This window comes from Alkalicoccus luteus, from assembly GCF_012034335.1.
In the GTDB taxonomy this organism is placed as follows: Bacteria; Bacillota; Bacilli; order Bacillales; family Salisediminibacteriaceae; genus Alkalicoccus; species Alkalicoccus luteus_A.
In genome coordinates this window covers 40404-59627 of the sequence record NZ_JAATHJ010000015.1, presented here as the reverse complement: position 1 = coordinate 59627, position 19224 = coordinate 40404, and the positions used below count along the sequence as shown (strand labels likewise).

Annotated in this window: 15 protein-coding genes; 6 read left to right on the top strand and 9 right to left on the bottom strand. The window is 52.6% G+C overall.

All coding sequences use genetic code 11. The annotated features are described in order from the left end of the window. Positions 1–58 precede the first annotated feature (58 nt). The 4 genes from HCN83_RS10845 to HCN83_RS10830 are packed head-to-tail and all read right to left on the bottom strand — an operon-like array spanning position 59 to position 4673. Positions 59–760: a lactate utilization protein C gene (locus HCN83_RS10845; protein ID WP_343033713.1), complete on the bottom strand. Its 702-nt coding sequence runs from the start codon at positions 758–760 to the stop codon at positions 59–61. Then, positions 744–2174, bottom strand: a complete 1431-nt coding sequence (locus HCN83_RS10840) for a LutB/LldF family L-lactate oxidation iron-sulfur protein (protein ID WP_168007152.1) — start codon at positions 2172–2174, stop codon at positions 744–746. The genes HCN83_RS10845 and HCN83_RS10840 overlap by 17 nt, the downstream gene beginning before the upstream one ends. Then, complete coding sequence (locus HCN83_RS10835; RefSeq protein ID WP_168007150.1) at positions 2171–2905, bottom strand: (Fe-S)-binding protein; 735 nt, start codon at positions 2903–2905, stop codon at positions 2171–2173. The genes HCN83_RS10840 and HCN83_RS10835 overlap by 4 nt, the downstream gene beginning before the upstream one ends. A gap of 19 nt (positions 2906–2924) precedes the next feature. After that, the gene (locus HCN83_RS10830) at positions 2925–4673 is read right to left on the bottom strand and encodes an L-lactate permease (RefSeq protein WP_168007148.1); all 1749 of its coding nucleotides are present in this window, start codon (positions 4671–4673) and stop codon (positions 2925–2927) included. Between the two features lie 317 nt (positions 4674–4990). Here HCN83_RS10830 and HCN83_RS10825 point away from each other — a divergent pair, with 317 nt between their 5' ends. After that, complete coding sequence (locus HCN83_RS10825) at positions 4991–5689, top strand: Na-translocating system protein MpsC family protein (protein WP_168007146.1); 699 nt, start codon at positions 4991–4993, stop codon at positions 5687–5689. A gap of 52 nt (positions 5690–5741) precedes the next feature. Here the strand turns inward: HCN83_RS10825 and HCN83_RS10820 are convergent, their stop codons facing one another. Beyond that, positions 5742–5936 (bottom strand): hypothetical protein, encoded by a 195-nt coding sequence (locus HCN83_RS10820; RefSeq protein WP_168007144.1) that lies wholly within the window; start codon positions 5934–5936, stop codon positions 5742–5744. 338 nt (positions 5937–6274) lie between these two features. Between HCN83_RS10820 and HCN83_RS10815 the strand changes: the two genes are divergently transcribed. Further along, positions 6275–7294: a zinc-binding alcohol dehydrogenase family protein gene (locus HCN83_RS10815; RefSeq protein ID WP_168007195.1), complete on the top strand. Its 1020-nt coding sequence runs from the start codon at positions 6275–6277 to the stop codon at positions 7292–7294. 51 nt (positions 7295–7345) lie between these two features. On the opposite strand, the gene HCN83_RS10810 is transcribed toward HCN83_RS10815, so the two are convergent. Then, the gene (locus HCN83_RS10810; protein WP_168007142.1) at positions 7346–8095 is read right to left on the bottom strand and encodes a GTP pyrophosphokinase; all 750 of its coding nucleotides are present in this window, start codon (positions 8093–8095) and stop codon (positions 7346–7348) included. A 259-nt stretch (positions 8096–8354) separates the two neighbouring features. Here HCN83_RS10810 and HCN83_RS10805 point away from each other — a divergent pair, with 259 nt between their 5' ends. Continuing rightward, complete coding sequence (locus tag HCN83_RS10805) at positions 8355–9887, top strand: esterase/lipase family protein (RefSeq protein ID WP_168007140.1); 1533 nt, start codon at positions 8355–8357, stop codon at positions 9885–9887. Between the two features lie 1537 nt (positions 9888–11424). Here HCN83_RS10805 and HCN83_RS10800 read toward each other — a convergent pair. Continuing rightward, the gene (locus HCN83_RS10800; RefSeq protein ID WP_168007138.1) at positions 11425–12777 is read right to left on the bottom strand and encodes an FAD-dependent oxidoreductase; all 1353 of its coding nucleotides are present in this window, start codon (positions 12775–12777) and stop codon (positions 11425–11427) included. Positions 12778–13004: 227 nt separating this feature from the next. Beyond that, entirely contained in the window at positions 13005–14180 is a 1176-nt protein-coding gene (locus tag HCN83_RS10795; RefSeq protein WP_168007136.1) for an iron-containing alcohol dehydrogenase, read from the bottom strand. Positions 14181–14302: 122 nt separating this feature from the next. Between HCN83_RS10795 and HCN83_RS10790 the strand changes: the two genes are divergently transcribed. Together HCN83_RS10790 and HCN83_RS10785 are read left to right on the top strand one after the other, a co-directional pair. Then, positions 14303–15019 (top strand): YqcI/YcgG family protein, encoded by a 717-nt coding sequence (locus tag HCN83_RS10790; protein WP_168007134.1) that lies wholly within the window; start codon positions 14303–14305, stop codon positions 15017–15019. 60 nt (positions 15020–15079) lie between these two features. Beyond that, a complete protein-coding gene (locus HCN83_RS10785; protein ID WP_168007132.1) occupies positions 15080–15988 on the top strand; it encodes an aminoglycoside phosphotransferase family protein in 909 nt (302 codons plus the stop codon). Positions 15989–16548: 560 nt separating this feature from the next. Here the strand turns inward: HCN83_RS10785 and HCN83_RS10780 are convergent. After that, the gene (locus tag HCN83_RS10780) at positions 16549–17994 is read right to left on the bottom strand and encodes a phospholipase D-like domain-containing protein (RefSeq protein ID WP_168007130.1); all 1446 of its coding nucleotides are present in this window, start codon (positions 17992–17994) and stop codon (positions 16549–16551) included. Positions 17995–18658: 664 nt separating this feature from the next. Here HCN83_RS10780 and ectA point away from each other — a divergent pair. After that, on the top strand, positions 18659–19174 hold the full coding sequence (gene ectA / locus HCN83_RS10775) for a diaminobutyrate acetyltransferase (RefSeq protein WP_168007128.1): 516 nt from the start codon (positions 18659–18661) through the stop codon (positions 19172–19174). Positions 19175–19224 lie beyond the last annotated feature (50 nt).

The following is a 19224-nucleotide window of genomic DNA, read 5'->3' as shown; positions in this document are numbered from 1 at the left end:
AAAACATACCATTCCAATCGTCAGGATTCAATTCCGGCAGCAAAAAGACGCCTCAGGTTCAGGCGTCTTCGATAATAATATAGTGGGCGCTGATTGGACCGTGAACTCCGACGATCAGCCTCATCTCAATATCAGCCGAGTTACTCGGGCCGGAAATAAAGTTGACGCATGATGGCACCGTGCCGTTTTCCTTGCGGCGTCTGTGAATCTCAGCGGCCGCCTGGGTCATGCGCGGTACGATTGTCGAGCGTGGAATCAGGGCGATATGCACTTCCGGCAGCAGGCTGACGGCACGGCCTTTACCGGGAGCGCTGAACAGCACAACCGTACCGGACTCAGCGAGGGTGATGTCGGAGAACGTGACACCGATTTTTGCACGCTCGGCAAATCGGGTCATCTCCTCCCGGTTCTCATCTGTCCACGCTTTGCTTTCGTCGAGCGAATCCATCACCTGGTCAACGCCGAAATCTGCAAATCGATCATCTGACCAGTACACAGCAGGGGAGGAGCCAAACCGCTCCAGTGCTGCAGCGAGCACGTCGGGGAGATCGGCCATCTCAGTCGTGTCGACAGACGTGTGAATCGCATCGCACTGCCGGATGAGGATTTCCTGCAGCTCTGCCGGAGAAGCGCCGGCAAAAACGTCATGCTGCGGCTGCTGCTTCCAGACGGGGCGCTCGACGCCTTTCATGCGCCGGTCCCGTCCGAGACGATCAGCAATGTTGGCTAAAAACGCATCCTGATTATGAATCGTTCCCACGGCGGTTCCTCCTTTCCCGTTCTTCAAACCAGTCGCGGAACCGGTCTCCTTTTTGCGACGGAAGCGTGCGGATCTGCGTCCACAGCTTCATCGGACCGGGTCCGCCGCCTTCTTTGGAGCCGAGTTTATCGACGACCGGGCCTGCCGACTTGCCGCCCAGCTGAAAGATTTTCGGGTGGCTCGCTGCATAGGCAAAACCCTGCATGGCGAGCTTTTCACCAAAGCCGGAGCCGCCTTCGTGCTCCACGATGTCCTTGCGGTGCTCAATTAACAGCTCGTGCAGTGGAATTTTAACTGGACAGGCATCCGTACAGGCAGCACAGAGCGAAGAGGCAAACGGCAGCTCTTTGTTGTTTTCATAGCCTTCCAGGAGGGGAGTGAGCACCGCTCCGATCGGCCCCGGGTAAATCGAGCCGTAGGAATGTCCGCCGACGTGCCGGTAAACCGGGCAGACGTTAATGCAGGCCGCACAGCGAATGCACTGGAGAGCGCTTTGATACTTTGTTCCGAGAATCTTGGAGCGTCCATTGTCGACGATGACGATATGAAATTCCTCGGGCGCATGTTCGTCCGCTGCTTCCGACGGCGTGAGTCCGGTGACGTAGCTTGTCAGCTTCTGGCCGACGGCGCTCCGGCAGAGCATACTGACGAGCACGTCGAGCTCCTCCCATGTCGGAACGATCCGCTCCATGCCCATAACGCTGATCTGCGTCTTCGGAAGTGCGGTCACCATGCGGGCATTTCCTTCGTTGGTGACGAGCGATACGGAGCCCGACTCCGCAACGGCAAAGTTGCAGCCGGTGATGCCGACGTCAGCGCTTAAAAAGTCCTGGCGCAGCTGCTCGCGGGCAAAGCGGCCGAGCTCCTGCGGGTCGGATGATTTGTCGTAAGCGCGTTTTTCGCGAAACGTTTCCCGGATCTGTTCCTTATTTTTATGAAGGGCCGGGACGACGATATGAGACGGCGGATCGTGGTCATCCAGCTGGAGAATCCATTCGCCGAGGTCAGATTCAATCACCTCGCAGCCAATATCGCGGATCGCCTCATTCATGCCGATTTCTTCGGTTACCATCGACTTTGCCTTCACGACCTTTTTCGCTTCCTTACGTTGAATCACCGATTGAATATACTCGTTCGCCTCTTCCTTCGTCTCGGCGAAAAAAACGTGGCCGCCCTGGGCAGCGGCATTCTCAGCAAACTGCTGCAAATAGAAATCAAGGTTATCGAGCGTGTGCTGGCGGATCTCTTCGGCATGGTCGCGCCAGTCCTCCCACGTGCCGAGTTCGGCAGTCGAGGCAGCCTTTCGTCCTTCGAGGCGGTCCTGAGCGCCGGAGACGGCGGAGCGCATGAACGTGTTTTCAATTCCTTTGCCGACCCGGTCAAAAAACGGATCGTTGCTGATGCGGATACTCATGAAACCGTCTCCTCTCTGCTGTTTAAAATCTCTGCGATGTGCCGGACTTCCACAGGTTTCCCGGTCCGTTCGATGCGGCCTCCGATGTTCATGAGGCAGCCGAGGTCAGAGCCGACGAGGCAGGACGCACCGGTTTCTTCAATGTGCTGCACCTTTTCATCGACCATCTGCTCGGAAATCGGCATCATTTTCACCGAGAATGTACCACCGAATCCGCAGCAGTGTTCCTTATATGGAAGCTCGGTCAGCGTTAGTCCGGATACATGTTTCAGCAGCCGGAAGGGAGCTTCCTTCACTCCGAGAAGTCGCGTCATATGGCAGGAGGAGTGGTAGGTGACGCTGCCATGAAACGTGGCACCGACGTCCTCAATTTCCAGCACATCAACGATGAACTGGGTAAGCTCATACGTTTTGGCCGCGAGTTTTTCCGCTTTCTCTCTCCAGACGTCGTCTTCAGGAAACAGCTTCGGATACTCGTGAATCATCGTCGCACACGAGCCGGAGGGCGTGACGACCCACTCTTCCTCTTCAAATGTCGTGATCATATGACGGGCCACTGTCTGCGCTTCTTTATGAAAGCCGCTGTTAAAGGCAGGCTGACCGCAGCACGTCTGTTTTTTGGGAAAGGAGACGTTACAGCCGAGGCGTTCGAGCAGTTCAACCGTACTCCGTCCGACAGATGATGGATAGACAGCATCAGCAAGGCATGTGATGAAAAGTGATACGTTCATAAAACAGTCCTCCCGGAAGTTAAGCAGATTTGGAAACCGCCTCCTGTTCGCTCACCGGCCGTGAACCGAGGTAGATCGCATAGGCGAGCCCGGAAATAACGAGCACGAGGAGTAAGCTTCCAATGTTTAAACCAAATCCATAAAACCAGACGGAGCCAAGTGCTCCGGCAAATACGAGATAGTATGTCGTTGGAATGAGCGTCTTGCGGATCAGCAGTCCTTCTTTGCCGGTCAGTCCGGCAGCAGCGCTTGCAGCGACAACATTATGAACACAGATCATGTTCCCGGCGGCACCGCCGATCGCCTGCAGAGCAACCGTCGTTGTGCCGGTGACGCCGATCAGCTCAGCCGTCTCGTACTGAAAGCCGGAAAACATCATGTTGCTGATCGTGTTGCTTCCTGCAATGAACGCGCCGAGTGCACCGATGACAGCTGAGACGAGCGGCCACTGGGAGCCGAAGACGGATTCAGCTCCGAGCGCAAGCTGAAACGGCATCGTGCCGAACGCGTTCGCTTCGACACCGGTGTTAATGAACACCTGCACCATCGGCACCGCGAAGATCAGTGCAGCTGCAGCTCCGACGGTCGTTTTAAAAGAAAGCGAAGCAGCGCGCCCAAAGCGGGCGACGGGCATCTTATATAAAAGAACAGACAGCACAGATACGAGGATTAAAATCGCAGCCGGCAGGTAAAGCGGCTGAAACGATACGGCAATTCCGGCATTAAATGGTTCTCCAAAGCTGACAACGACACTTTGCAGCCAGGCTTTCACCGGCAGGGCATCCAGGCGGGTGATGACAAGCAGCAGGCCGACGATAATGTACGGCACCCAAGCGCGGATCATGGACACCTTCGGCACGGTGCCGGCTGCTTCTGTTTTCAGCACGCCTTTCCATTCCGGATCCCAATTTGACTCTTTCTCAAACTGCCAGTCATCCTTCGGAACGAACAGACCGCGTTTAGCTGCCGGTATGACAATCGCAAGGCCGATTAACCCACCGAACAGCGACGGAAATTCCGGTCCCATGAAGACAGCGATCAGCATGTACGGAATTGTAAACGAAACGCCTGCAAACAGAGCGAACTTCCAGGCCCGCAGTCCTTCAATGAAGGAACGGTTTTTCCCAAAAAACTTTGTCAGCATCGCGATCATGATCAGTGGGATAAACGATCCGATTATCGCATGCAAAATTGACACGTGCTGCGTGATTTCCATGAGTGTTGCCGTGCTGAAGCCTGCCGTGTTCTGTAGGCCGTCGTTAATTCCGACGAGGACCGGTGTTCCGATCGCACCGAATGTCACCGGCGTAGACTGAATTGTAAGAGCAACCATGACGGCAGCCATCGCAGGAAAGCCGATGGCAACGAGCAGCGGAGCGGCAATAGCGGCGGGCGTTCCAAATCCGGAAGCGCCTTCGATAAAGGAACCGAACAGCCAGCAGATGATAATCGCCTGGACACGGCGGTCCGGAGAGATGTCCGTAAAGCCGCGGCGGATCGTATCGAGTGCTCCGCCTTCCCGAAGCGTGTTCAGCAAAAGCAGTGCGCCGAAAACGATAAGCAGAATCGTCAGAGCCGAAACGAGTCCATTTGCAATCGCGCCGCCGATTTGATTGGCCGGCACGTTCCAGAAGATCATCGCGGCCGCAATCGTAATCAGCAGCGAGACCGGCATCGCACGGCTGGCGGGCCAGCGCAAAATAACAAGAAAAAGCAGGACAGCAAGTATCGGGGTAAGCGCAATCAGTGCCAGCATTCCAGTTCCCATTCATATTCCTCCATTCATTGTAAAACAAACTCGCGTCACATCCAAGAAAAAACAGCGGGTCATCAAGAGAGCAGGTCATCAGATGACTGTTTTTGTAAGTGCTTACATTATAAGCGGAGGACTCCGTGGATTGCAACCTGTTTTTCAAATAATCGTCACAAATGCAGGTGATGAGTGAAATAAACAACGATTATGGTAACCAGTTTATTTTCAGTCATTTCTTCTTTTGTTAAGAGGCGATAAGCACGTCAGGAATAATCTTCGCGGAATCAGGGTATTAGATAGACAGAAATCCAAGGAGAAAAGGGGAATTCAGCATGACACAGAAATCAAAATCAATGGAAGCAGAGCTGGGCAGCTATTTTTCCTCTTTGCTGCGGGAACACTTCGGCAGAGGGCCCACATCTGTATATGTCACCATAGAACCGCCTTTTTTTACTGTTCATATACGGGGGTTTCAGCCTCCTATGGAAAAGATTTTGCTGAAGCGGAGAGAATATCAGCGGATTCTGGATACACGGGAAATGATGCTGTCCGAGCTTCGCAGCGATATTTGCGAAATGCTTGAGCAGACTGCTGGTGTGGAGATGAAAGAAATGTACACCGACTGGAACCTGCGCCGGGAAACCGGCCTTATTTTCGGAGAGCTAAGAGGGATACGGGCTGAAGATCAGGAGTGGAAATCCCCTGTTGAAGTGAATGACCGGGCGCTGCTTCGAGAATTAGTCCGTGCGAGCGAGATGGCAGAGAAAGAGCCGGGAGAAACGCAAATTTACTGGCTGAATGAACGGACCGTCCTCTGCCGGCGCAAAAAAATTCTTGTTGAAGTCGAAAAGGAGCTGATCCGTCACGGCATGCTCCGTGAACTAAAGCAGGCGAAGCGGCCGCTGGAACACCGGATGCTTCAGGAGGTAGACTTGGAAAGTGCTGTGGGAAAGCCGGTGCTTGATCATTTCGTTTCCTGGGATTTCTATACCGATAAGGGGTACATCGTGCTGGTTATGGATGCCCAGTGAACAAGCAAAAAGCCGTTCCTGAATAGAGGAACGGCTTACGTTATGGGTTTACTTATTTTCCAACAAGGGTAAAGGCTTCACAGTGCGAACACTTATGATAAGCCATGTCGCGAACGAGACGGTCGATTTGTTCGCTGCTGTTTGTAAACTCCCGCTGATCTGCGGGTGTTTCGTTAAATCCACATTTGTCACCTGCGCATAGTACACGGTGAACTCGTTTTTGTTTGTGATCAATGAAAAATGTCACGCTAATACCACCTTTCTAGTCGAAAGCGGACAGAAAAAAAGCCGAAAAGACGTACCTCTGGCGGGTTCGTCTCTTCGGCTTTGCGAAAACAGCACTATTGTCTGTCACAGATTGCCAAAATATGATCGCTCCGGCTGTTACACGGAACGGTTGTCTAATAAGGGAGTACAGCAGGTTCTAACGGAAACACTATTGTTTTCCGAGTAATGCCCATGATACGCACCTTTCTGGTATATGTCAAACAGATCTTTGTATAAGCATACAAAGTCCCGCCATGGCAGGGTACAGACTCGTTCAAATGATAATCATATGATGAAGGAGAGACGATGATGACAACAATGAAAGCAGTTGGACTTTATGAATACCTTCCGGCTGAGGATGAGAACAGCCTGCAAAATGTAACGGTGGAACGGCCAACGCCGAAGCCGCACGATATTATTGTTCACGTTAAAGCCGTGTCGCTTAACCCGGTCGACACGAAAATTCGGGCGCCAAAGGATGGAAAAGAAGAGGAGCCGAAAATTCTCGGCTGGGACGCAGCAGGAGTCGTTGTGGAAACCGGATCAGATGTGACACTGTTCAAGGAGGGCGACGAGGTGTATTACGCTGGCTCTGTCGGCAGACAAGGGGCGAACAGTGAATACCATGCAGTCGATGAACGAATAGCGGCCAAAAAGCCGTCATCGCTCGATTTTGCAGAAGCCGCGGCCATGCCGCTCACGGCAATTACCGCCTGGGAAGGCATGTTTGACCGGCTCGGCATTGCTCAGGCAGCTGAGAAAAATGAAGGGAAATCGATTCTGATTATCGGTGCTGCCGGCGGTGTCGGGTCGATTGCGCTGCAGCTGGCAGCACAGGCAGGGCTGCACGTCATCGGGACAGCCTCGAGGAAGGAAACAACGGACTGGGCCCGTGAGATGGGAGCGGACACGATCATCAACCACCACGACGATTTCAGGCCGCAGCTGGAGCAGGAAGGCATTCATGAAGTTGACTATATTTTCTGCCTGAACGCAACCGACACACACTGGGATAAAATGGCGGATGTCGTTAAGCCGCAGGGCATGATCTGCTCCATTGTCGAAACCGGGGAAAAGCTCGACCTCGGATTATTAAAACAGAAAAGCGCAGGTTTCATCTGGGAATTCATGTTTACTCGCGCGCTGTTTGAAACAGAGGACATGATTGAGCAGCACCGGCTGCTGGAAGAAGTGTCATCCAGGCTGGATGCCGGAACGTTGAAGACGACGATCACCGAGCGCCGCCGCGGCTTGGACGCCGCCGTGTTCCGGGAAGCCCATCAAAAGCTGGAATCTGGCACCATGATCGGCAAGCTCGTGATCGAATTTACAGAATAAAGCTTAAGGCTGCACCGGTTATCCTGCCAGTGCAGCCTTGTTTTATCCTGATTACTTCAGCGTTTCGTCGTCGTCCTGCTTTAAAAACGCTTCAGGCAGACGCAGGCGGTTGTCCTTCAAAATAAGTTCAAACACGCCTTCAGAATCTTCTTCCTTGTCCTTCAGCTCTTTCATTTCCAGATGCAGCTTTTCCATTTTGCGGTCGAGCGCGGCGGCGGAATCAGCAGCCTCTTTCAGCTCTGCGCGAAGCCTGGCCGGCACGTCGCGGTCGTATTTGTAGAAGATTTTATGCTCGAGGCTCGCCCAAAAATCCATTGCGATCGTGCGGATCTGAATTTCCACACAGACGTGCTCCACCCGGTCGGACATGAATACCGGGATGCGTACGAGCAAATGCAGGCTCTGATAGCCGCTGTTTTTTGGATGCTTGATGTAGTCCCGAACTTCAAGCACCTCGAGATCCTTTTGCTGCTGCAGCATGCGGCTTATTTCGTAAATATCTGACTGGAACGAGCAGATGACGCGTACGCCGGCGATATCCTGAATGTTTTCACGCATTGAGCTCAGGTTAATTGGCAGGTGTTTCCGATGCAGCTTCTCGACGATACTCTCCGGGCTTTTTAGACGGGAATTCACGTGTTCAATTGGATTGTAGTCGTTCATGTAGTGAAATTCCTGCTGCAGAATTTCGATTTTCGTGACAATCTCATCCAAAGCAAATTGATACGTCATCATAAAGCGCGTTAATTCTTCTTTCATCCGCTTTAGCTGGTGCAAATTCAGTGATGGTACCTCGGCCATAAGCTGACCCCTCCTTTGCGTTCTGTCTCTATTATATCGCATGAAGCAGGCTGTGAATGTGGAACTTTTGTGAAATAAATCACAAAGTAGGCGTGCAGGAATGTCACAGAATCTCACAGGAGCGGGGAGGTCTTTCCTGTGAACATCTTGGGAAGGGTGCCATTATGGCAGGGAATAGCAGCAGAGCCTCGAACTCTTAGGGAGCCGAAAGGCAAATACGGGCGGGACGACCCGCCTCCAGAGAGGGAAGGTTGAGAACATGCGTATCTTATTGCTTTTGCTTGCTGCTATGCTGCTCATGCCACTTCAGACGGTTTCTGCCGGAGAATTTAAGGGAGGCGGTGGTGACTTGACGCCGGGAACGATTACATACGGCGACCCGCCGGCGAAGGTGGACCCGGACAAGCCGGTGCTCGTATTTGTACAGGGGCTCACAAATGATTCCACAACTTGGTACGACGGGAACTCTATGTATGATACGGCCCGTGATGCCGGCTATGAAACGGTATTCGTCGAGCTTCACGATTCCGGCGGCGAGCCGAAAAGCTACTGGGACAACGGCGCGATGCTCGCTGGACAGCTTGAGGAGATTTCCGCTCATTTTGACGGGAAAGAGATTGTCATCGTCGGATACAGCAAGGGCGGTGTCGATGCCCAGGTAGCGCTGATTCACGAAGGAAAGCATTCGCTCATTTCGGACGTCATCACGATTGGATCGCCTCACGACGGTTCGGAGCTCGCTGATTTAGCGAACAGCACCTCGCTCGGCTGGATCGCTGATTTAATCGGGCAGAACAGTGAAGGCACGCAAAGTCTGCAGACGGGTGTCATGAATCATTTCCGCTCCATCACCGATTCCAGGCCGGAAGTGCAGGAAAATCGCTACTTTACACTCGCAGGTGATCGAACTGGTCCAATATTCAGCAGCTACTGGTTCGGCAGCGGGTTTATTTCCGGACCGAGTGACGGCGTCGTGTCCGTTGAAAGTGCGACACTGCCATACGGAACGATGCTTGGTGTAGGGAACTGGAATCACGGAGAAGTGCATCAGGGAGAAAATGCGTTTCCATTCATGCAAAGCGTCTTGAGCGGCGAGGCAGGAGCTGCCTCTCTAATGGAAGCAGCAGCGGAAGACTCCCTGTCAACGCTCGTAAAAGGCGGACAACAGGACGGGGAAGCGACGGAAACGATGATGATTGAAGCAGAGGCTGACAGTGTCTCCTTCAGCTGGATGAGCATGGAGCCGCTTGACGAGCTGGAGCTTGTCACGCCGGATGGCTCTGTGGACGTCGTGCAGGTGGAAGCGGAAGAAGACGAAACGCCGTTCTTTAAAGGTGCTTATCATCATCTCGTCGACCTGGAAAATCCGGCGGCAGGAGAGTGGACGGTTCGTGCAGCAGAAAACGGCTCGAAAGCCTATGGTCTCGTCGCCCAGTTTGAATCGGAATTGAACAATCAGCTGCACGTACGCGCAGAGGACAACAACCGCTCGTTCCGGGCAGAGGCTGATTTTCCTGCTGTGAACCGGGCTGGCCGCGGAGCGCTGGAGATGAACGCAGACATCCGCTTCACGCCGGGTGAGCCGGGAGCAGGCCGCGCATTCGGCCAGGCGGTCAGTGAATACCTGCAGCAGGCAAGGGGACAGGCCCCTGACCGGATTGCCGTCGGCGGCCGCGGAGCAGGTATTTACAATGCTGTCGTCCGCGTCAGCGGAGAAGCGCCGTCAGGCACGGCATTCGAACGCTCAGCCGTACGCTCCGTCTTCACCGACGAAGAGGGACAGTCTTACTAAAGAAGAAACCAGCACCGCGGGAGCACGCTGCCTGGGTGCTGGTTTTTCTGTTGAGGGGGAAGGAAGGCGCCGAAATAAGGAAACCGGGCAAGCGCCAGGTTTATTCCTAATGAATGCAGCGGGGAGGAAGCTTTTCGGCTGTTGTGCCGAAAAGTAACTTAACGGCAGACGAACGTAATTTACGCAACGTAACAGACCGTTATAACGAATAAAGCGACACAGCAACTTGCGAAAACGACAAAAACGTCCTCAAAAGCAACCATCACCTCAAACGGAGGCTTTCGGCTCGGACGCCGAAAGGCATCAGTCCATTAAAAGAGACCGGGCCGCAGCCCGGTCTCTCCAGGCTGGTGTGCCCGGCATGTCTGGCAGCTTGGTGGTGAAAGTCCACTACGGGCTTGGCAATGGGAACCGTTAGCGAATGGCAAGGGTGTCCGGGGCGACCCGGAATCTGAAGGAAGCCGGACGCAAACACACGCGGTAACGAACAGAAACAGGATACAAGGCTGAATAGGGAGGGATGAGTCTGCCAGCCAAGACGAAATCCCACATTGCCCGAATCCCGTTCAGTAAATTCTGTGCCGACGAGTGGAAAGCGGTCAGACTTACCCGGGGAGATCTGTATGGAATGCTCTAACGAGTAACGATTGCCGTGAGGCAATCCTGAACATACAGAAGTCAGTTCAAGTCATAGTACCGGGGACGATCCCTGAAAAGGGAAACGAGGGAAGGACTTGACGGTTGGTATCTCCATGTCCGCAGACGTGTGAAGTTGTGATGATCACAGACAACGGAATTGAATTTCCGGCTGCTCCCGGAAGGATAGAGTGGAACTCGAACGTACTGGGAGAGCGTGTAGCAACCTTTGCGGGGAAGCGACAAGGAAGGAAGATGCCATCGAACCGCCGTGTACGAGATCCGTACGCACGGTGGTGTGAGAGGACGGGGGTTAGCCACCCCCTTCTACTCGATTTGAAAAAGTCTTTCAACTTACATATTTATTCGTTTGATTGTATTTCCCCTCTGCTTACCAGCGGAAGCTTGCCGTGGGCTGGCCTTCAGCTATTTCTCAGGGCGACCCCTGAGAAAGGATCTTCAGACTGCGCTGATCCCACGGGCGTCCCCGCCGGACACATCGGGGAAACGGCTCTGATTCATGGAGAACAGCGTCACGACAGGCAGGTGCGACCGCTTTTTTTACCTTTTATACTGAATTGTAGGAAGAATTGGCATCCCTATTCAACATCGAAACGTCGCATAGGGAAGGTTCAATCTGTGTGGAAGCCGATCGTGCAGGCCTAACAACACATATGAACCGTACTGCCAGCTGCCGACGTCGAAGGAACTCGACTCCGGGAGGATCAGAACGAGGCGAAGATCCAGCGCTTCCGGCAGCAGGAGGAAGCGGTTAGCTGAGCCCGTTCCCTCCGGAAAGCGAGTGTCCGCAGATACAGGCAGATGCAACGTTATTCACTTAAAATGACTTTATCAACACTCTGAAGAGACCGGGCCTCAGCCCGGTCTCTCCTCTTTCCATTTATTGTGCGTGCTCTGGCTGTGGCTGTTCAAATGCGGCGAGGCCGGCTTTGTTCAGGAAGTTCCAAGGCTGATTGAAGTGCGGCTGGAAAAAGAAGTCGACGAAAGCTAGCTCGTCTACCGTCATTCTCGTCTGCACGCAGACGCTCAGCGTATTGATAGACTGTGTCACGTCTGCTTTTGAGATCACCTGTGCTCCAAGCAGACGGCGGGAGTTCGGATCAAACGTCACCTTCAGCTTGACGTCTTCAGACGTCGGCATAAATTCGGGACGGTGCTTCTCATTAATCGTGACGCTTTTCACCTCAAGCCCCATCGCTTCGGCGGACGTTTCCGTCAGGCCGGTGGAGGCCATGTTCATACCGAAAATGTGCAGGCCGGACGTGCCCTGAGTACCTACGTGGCGCATCTGAGGCTTCATAATGTTACGAGCCACAAGCGTACCCATGCGTACTGCATTTGTCGCGAGCGGGATATAGGCGTGTCCAGCTGTCGGGTTGTAAGGTACTGCACAGCAGTCGCCTGCGGCAAAGACAGCCGGGTCGCTCGTCTGCATATAATCGTTCACACGGATTGCACCATTGTCGAGCATATCGACCTTTCCTTTTAACAAATCCGTATTTGGACGGAAGCCGACGCACATGATGACCATGTCTGTTTCCACCGCGCCTCCGTCAGTGATGACGCGCTGCACATGTTCGCCGCCTTCGAAGCGGACAACAGATTCACCGAGTCGAAGCTCAATGTCCTTGCTTCGGAAATCATCTTCTACGATGTCCGTAAATTCCTTGTCCAGATACTTATTTAAAATGCGGTCCACGCCGTCAATCAGAGTCACTTTTTTGCCAGCCTGCTGAAACGCTTCGACAAGCTCGACGCCGATGTAGCCTGCGCCGACTACAGTTACGTGCTCGGCCTTTTCACCGCGCTCAATGATCGTGTTCGCCTGGTTAAAGTTTTTCGCAAGCAGAATGTTATCCAGGTCGATGCCTTCGATCGGCGGCGTTACAGGCCATGATCCTGTCGTCATGACGAGACGGTCGTAGCTGTCCGTGCGGGACTCGCCTGTTTTCATATCCGTTACATTAATCTTGCGGCTTTCTGTATCGATATTGGTCACATCATGCTCCATGTGCACGTGCACACCCATTGCCTTCATTTCTTCAGGCGACGAGTAGAAGAGACCCTGCGGATCTTTGACCACTCCGCCGACATACAGAGCCAGGCCGCACGATAAAAAGGATACGTTATCGTTCCGCTCGTAAACGTGAATCTCTGCTTCCGGGTAAAGCTCGGCCATGTTGCGGACTGCAGCGGTACCTGCGTGTGTGCTTCCTATTACAGCAATTTTCATGCTGACATACCTCCTATTATTATCTTGCTCAATTATTCACAAATCAGCGTATACTCAAATCATATCAACTCGGTTTTTACACGTCCATCATCTTGCTCAAACATTCACAATGAAACGTAAAAAGCATACGGTTTTTCTTGTGAAGTAAATCACAATTTAACCGTACACTCAGTATACAACGTGCAAAAACAAGATGCAATATAAATGCTCAACGGTTCACAAACTGTTCACAGGTGGATAGTACGAAGCACTTCGTAAACATCACGCTCATCAAATATTACAGGAACAGGATAAAGCGGATTTGCTTCGCGCAGGGCCGTCCGGGCGATCACCGGATAATCCGCGATGCGCAGCTTGTCGGTTCCAGCGGGCAGCTCAAGCTCCTCACGCAGGTGCTCCAGCTTATCGATAAACCTCGCTCCATCTGTACCAAGTCCGGCAGCGGCGGATAGCTTTTCCAGACGGGGATGCACCTCGCTGCCGTATTGACGGAGAACGGGAACAAGCAGCATGGCATTTGCTTCGCCGTGAGGAATTCCGTAGACGGCGCCGAGCTTATGGGCCAGCGCGTGCACGTTGCCAACAAATGCTTTCGTGAAGGCGAGACCGGCTAAATGGGATGCGTGCAGAACGAGCCGTTTGTTTTCAAGGTTGTGACCATCTGCATACACGTCCGGCAGGTGCTTCAGCAGCAGGCGCACCGCTTCCGCTGCGTGCCGGTCTGTCTCATTCGTTCTGCTGCGGCTGATGAAGGCTTCCACTGCGTGCGTCAGCGCGTCCATTCCGGTAGCGGCGGTCAGCCGTTTAGGCAGGCCTGTCGTAAGCGTCGCGTCGAGTACGGCGATGTCCGGGATCAGACACGTATCGATCAGCGCGTATTTTTCGTGCAGCGCAGGATCGGTCACGACCGCCGCTGCCGTCGCTTCAGAGCCGGTTCCCGCTGTTGTCGGCACGGCGGCAAGCATTAGTCCCCGCCGGCGTATTTTTAACACGCCTTTCATATCTGGCAGCGACTTATCCGGTCTTGCTAACAGCGCTCTGGCTGCCTTTGCACAATCGATGACGGAGCCTCCGCCAATTGCGATCACTGCTTCTGCTTTCGTTTCTTCCAGGTGCTCGGCCAGGCGGGCCGCCTGTTCAGCGGTCGGATCCGTGGTTACGTCATTCCAGACGTGAAAGCGCAGACCTTTCATCTCCAGCTGATCATAAAATGAAGCGGGAATCACATTCTTTTCCACCCCCGCGTCCGTTACGATCACCGCTCGGCTGGTACCCCGGTGCTGAAGCAGGGCAGGAAGCCGCTTCAGTGCGCCGGGGCCTTCCAATAGCTCAGGAGTACGCCAAGGTAAAAAGGGAGTCGCAATATAAAAGCCGGTTTGAATCGCACGGGAAAACAGCTGCATGCAAATTCGCCTCCTGTCTGTTTTTTCCTATTATAGCATTTTGTAAGCGCTTTACCTACAGGGGAACTGTTTTCTGAAGGAGGAATATGGGAATATGCATGTAATAGGAGGTGGGGCATTAGATGACTGCACTGCTGGATCAACAGTTAATTGCCGGAGACCAAAAGCTGCCCGGCTGGTTTTATAAGGAATACGAGACGTTTCGTTCCATTGTAACGAAAAAAGATTTCCCCTGTTATTTTGGCCAAAAGGGTGAAAAGAAAGCGGAGCTGCGCTACGGATGTGTATCCAGAAACGACTGGAGTGCGCTGCCGCAGATCGTTCATGAATTTCTGCAGCTGTTTCAGGAACCAAAACCGGCCAGACACGGCCTGTTTGTTTTCGTCGAGCCAGAAGAAGAGGAGCGGAGCATAGCGTATTACCGTGCTTACTTCTGGGAGATGCTTCAATATTTACATGAGCAGGATCCGCGTCCGTGGCCGGAGGATAAACCGGCGGACCCGGAGCATTTTTTATGGGATTTTCACTTCGAAGAAGAGCCGATATTCGTGTTCGGCAACGCACCTGCTTATAAGCAGCGGAAAACGCGTGATCTTGGCAACAGCCTCATTCTCGGTTTTCAGCCGCGGCGAATTTTCAAAGGGCTGGAAGGAACGCAGCCCGGAGGCATGATGTCCCGTGAGAAGGTGAGAGAGCGGGTAGAGGAGTGGGATCAGCTGCCCACTCACCCGGATATCAGCCACTACGGAGACCCGGAGCACCAGGAATGGAAGCAATTTTTTATTGGGGACGATGCAGAGCCGATTAAAGGAACCTGTCCGTTTCATGTGAAAAAGTAGCCACGGCACGACAGCTGGCCGGCCTCTGTTGTAAAATGAACGAACAGAGGAGGAGGCCGTATGACCACCGTTTCATTTCGAGACATTACCCGCCAGGAGGCGGAGCACTATATAAACGAAGCGATTCCGGACATGGCGCCGGTTAAGCTGGAACATACCGGAACCGGCTTTGATACGATCGTGTACGCAGCATCCGGCAGGCACGTGTTTCGGTTTCCGAGGCACGAAAAAGGATGGCATTCTCTGCGGAATGAAAAATACGTGCTGCACCTGCTGAAGGAGAGGCAGTTTCACAGCGTCTACGACGTTCCGGTGCCATTCACCGATACCGAAGGAACGAGCCACTACCCGTTCACCAGATTTTCATATGTTCCCGGCAGAGAACTTGCTTCCGAATCGAATACAGATCTGCTCGGTGCGGAAGCAGAACGCATTGCCAGCTTTCTAATCAGGCTGCATGACATACCGGTGCAGGACAGCGGCCTCCCGGGAGATGAGCTCAAGCGGCTTTCGGCTAAAAAGCGGAAACCGATGCTTGAAGAGATTCTTCGCGGACTGAAGCCTGTTTGTCCGGAGCGCACGCTCGATATGGCGAGGGGCTATCTGAGGGAGATTCCTGACTGGGAAAACCCACAGGAATCGGTGCTCGTGCACGGCGATCTGCACCCGAAAAACCTGATTGCCTGCCGCGGAAGACTGAAAGGAATCATTGACTGGGGAGATGCCCATATCGGACACCGCGCCTCTGACTTGGCGCTTGTCTATCAGGCGCTTCCTGATGAAGCAAAAAAACGCTTCTTTGAATGGTACGGAGCAATCGATGACGAAACGGAGGCACTCGCCGTGTTCAAGGCTGTGTTCGTCAGCGCAGCGGTCGGACGTGCCGCATATGAACAGAATGATAAACAGGTCGTGAACTGGTGCCGCACGGGAATGGAGCGTGCGCTTCGCTACTGGTTCCGTTCCTGACAAACACCCGCCTGTCCAATGTGACAGGCGGGTGTTCAGAGTGTTGATAACGTCATTTCAGGTGAATAACCTTGCATCTGCCTGCATCTGCGGACACTCGCTTTCCGGAGGGAACGGCCTCGGCTTTCGCCTCGTTCTGATCCTCCTGGAGTCAAGTTCCTCCGATTTGGCAGCTGGCAGTCCGGTTGACACACCTGGTGAGGCTTCACACGAGCTTGTTCCATATGGATGGAACCTTTCGTTAGGCAACGCTTCGATGTCGAATAGGGATGTACGTCAACGTATCCACCAAATAAAGCCGCAGCGTCAGTGATCGGGACGTTTTTTCTCCATTAAACAAATCCATTTTCCCTTCGTGTCCGGCGTGCCCGTGGAAGCCGCGCCATCCTACGTGCCTTTCTTCCCTTCATACAGGAGAAATAGCTGAAGGCAAGCCCACGGCAGGCTCGGTAAACAGAGGGGAAATACAATCAACCGAATACTCATGTAAGCTGATTGACTTTGTCAACAGCCTGAACACCCGCCTGTCCAATGTGACAGGCGGGTGTTTGTGATCGTATTTAATAAGTCGTAAAGCGGAGGGATTTCTGCAGCACGTACAGTCCGTATAAGTACGGGGTGACCGCATCCGCATATTCGTCGTAGGCGACGGTGAACTGTTCGTCTTCATTGAACCAGATCCGGTTATAATAGGCGTCAACGTCTTCTGCGATCTCGCTGTCAGAAGGCGCGGTCAAACTGATGTTGTTTTCCAGGTTGTAATTGTTCAGGTTCCGTTCTGTGAAATTTGTAGAGCCAGCGATAATATTGACTTGTTCTCCACGGTCGGCGTAAAGCATTTTCGTATGGTACTGCTCTTCATACGTATCGTACCAGCGCACTGTGATCAGATCGTCGTCCCGGTCCGTCAGCTCAGAGGCGACCGGGATATTCGGAAGGCCAATTTTCTCCTGGCCGAAGGCATTCTGGTTCGGATCCAGTACGGCATTGATGCGTACACCGCGGTCTGCCGCCTCATGCAGGCCTTCGATGACGTAGCGGTCTGACAAGTAAAACATTCCGATCCAGACGGTATCGTCCGGCTCGGCCCGTTCCAGCACTTTCAGCGTGGCCCGCCGGATGCTTTTCTCTGTAACAAGCTGTGCCTGAATCGGACCGTCATCGCGCACGGTCACCCATTCATCAAGCTCTGCTTCTGTTGGAAATGCTCCCATATTTCCGTCAGAAAACGCAGTGACCGCCCGTTCCTGATCGACTAGTTCCTTTAATACAGAGCCCGATACCCGGATGCCGATATTGGAGTGAAAGCCGCTTGCATCATGCGGGTTGGCAGAAGTGATAACCGCCTCTTCTTCATTCATCACGAGCTTGCGGTGGTTCGCTTTAATATTGGCCAGCTTTAAGTACGAGCGAAGTGTGACGTCCGGAGCGGTAGGACCGAACGCATTTGGCAGCCAGGCGGGTCCCCGCTGGCCGAACCATTGGAAGCCGATCCGCCAGAAGCTCGAGTAAATCGGATTTGGATCACGCAGTCTTTCCAGATTCGTATAGATCACTTCGACCCCGGCATCCGTGAGTCTGTCAATGTGAGCAGCTTCATGAGAGAAGTAGGTGGTATTGATCGGGTCGGTAATAAACACCGCCTTTACATCAGGTGACTCTGCCATCTTCTGTTCGATTCTGTCGCCGAATTCCCGGCTAAGCTCGGGAAAGGAACGTGATTCATCCGAGAATTCATTGACCATGAACATATCGATAATCAGAAAATGCTCCGCCTCGTCAATCACCCGAAACATCTCCTCCATGATTTCGTGCTCGTACACTTCGCCCGTTTCATCCTGATAGGTCAGGTCTGTCAGAAACGTTACTTCATCCTCCTGAAGCATATGTAAATCCCCTGTATAATCAATCCCCTCCGGCAGCGGTTTCAGCTGGTGCCAGGCGGTGACACCAATATAAAGCGCTGCGAAAGCGAGTCCAATCCAAAGCCATTTTTTGTGCCTCATCTTTATGCCCCTTCCTGTCATATTCTCTTATTATACCGCTTTACTGCATGGTGTATTCGACATTCTGCAGATCACGGAAAGTTTTTCGCTGCCGGACTGACAGCGCTCTGTCTCCATAACTGGGGGTCATCTTCCTGATTATCGAATGCTGAGAGGGGAATTCATGCTTCATTCAAAAAATTTAATAAAACATAACAAGGGCGTAGGACCTAGACGGGATAAGGGATAGACCTGATTTTAGAGGCGGCTTCTCCCATCTTTTTTGAGAATTTCCCGTTTAGCTTTCTGATAAACAGGTATATGAATCAATGAAAATAATATGAAAGCGTGCCATGAGCGCTTTCACGGCGCCGGGACGTAAACCGGGCCGAAAAAACAGGAGGAGATGGATATAAATTTCCATTTGTAAGCAAATTTAACAGTCGACCTGTAGCAATCTGGTGCATTAGCGACAAATCGAGAGGTATAAGCAAGATCGATGGTCTGAAGATAACTAAGCTATAGCGATCCTGATTAATCATCATCCATGACGTTTAAGTCCGTTTGCGAATAAAGTCAAAGCGTCCTATGATTAATAGTGTTGAAAAACGGAAGCTTCTTTGCTTGAAGACATCCTGAACGAAGACTTCTCGCAAAATAAATCATAAAAGGTGGTTTTTAAGTAATGAGCAGCACAACTGTTACTCCTGTACTTGAGGCCCTTTCGCTTGAACAGCCGTCCAAAGAAGATGGACAAGGGATGTACAACCTGGCAAAGAAGACGTCGTTAGATCTGAACTCTGCCTATAAGTATATTATGATGGCGGAATACTTTTCCGAAACCTGCGTGGTTGCACGTGAAAACAACGAGGTAGTCGGGTTTATCACCGGATTCATCCAGCCGGAACATCCGGATACGGTATTTGTATGGCAGGTGGGGGTCGACAGCTCTCAGCGCGGAAAAGGCGTCGCCTACAAAATGCTGGATGAGCTTCTCAGCCGTGACGCGGCGAAAGATGTGAAGTATCTGGAAGCAACGATTACAAAAGACAATGTCGCTTCCCAGTCTCTCTTTAAGAAGCTCGCGAAGACAGAAGATACGTCGTTTGAAGTACGCGAAACGTTCCCTGCGGACGTGTTTCCCGAAGAAGACGGGAAAGCAGAATACACGTACCGTATCGGACCTTTCTGGAAGAAATAATCGCAAGATCGGAAGACAACCGTCCGCTTAGACAAGGTGACTACAATTAT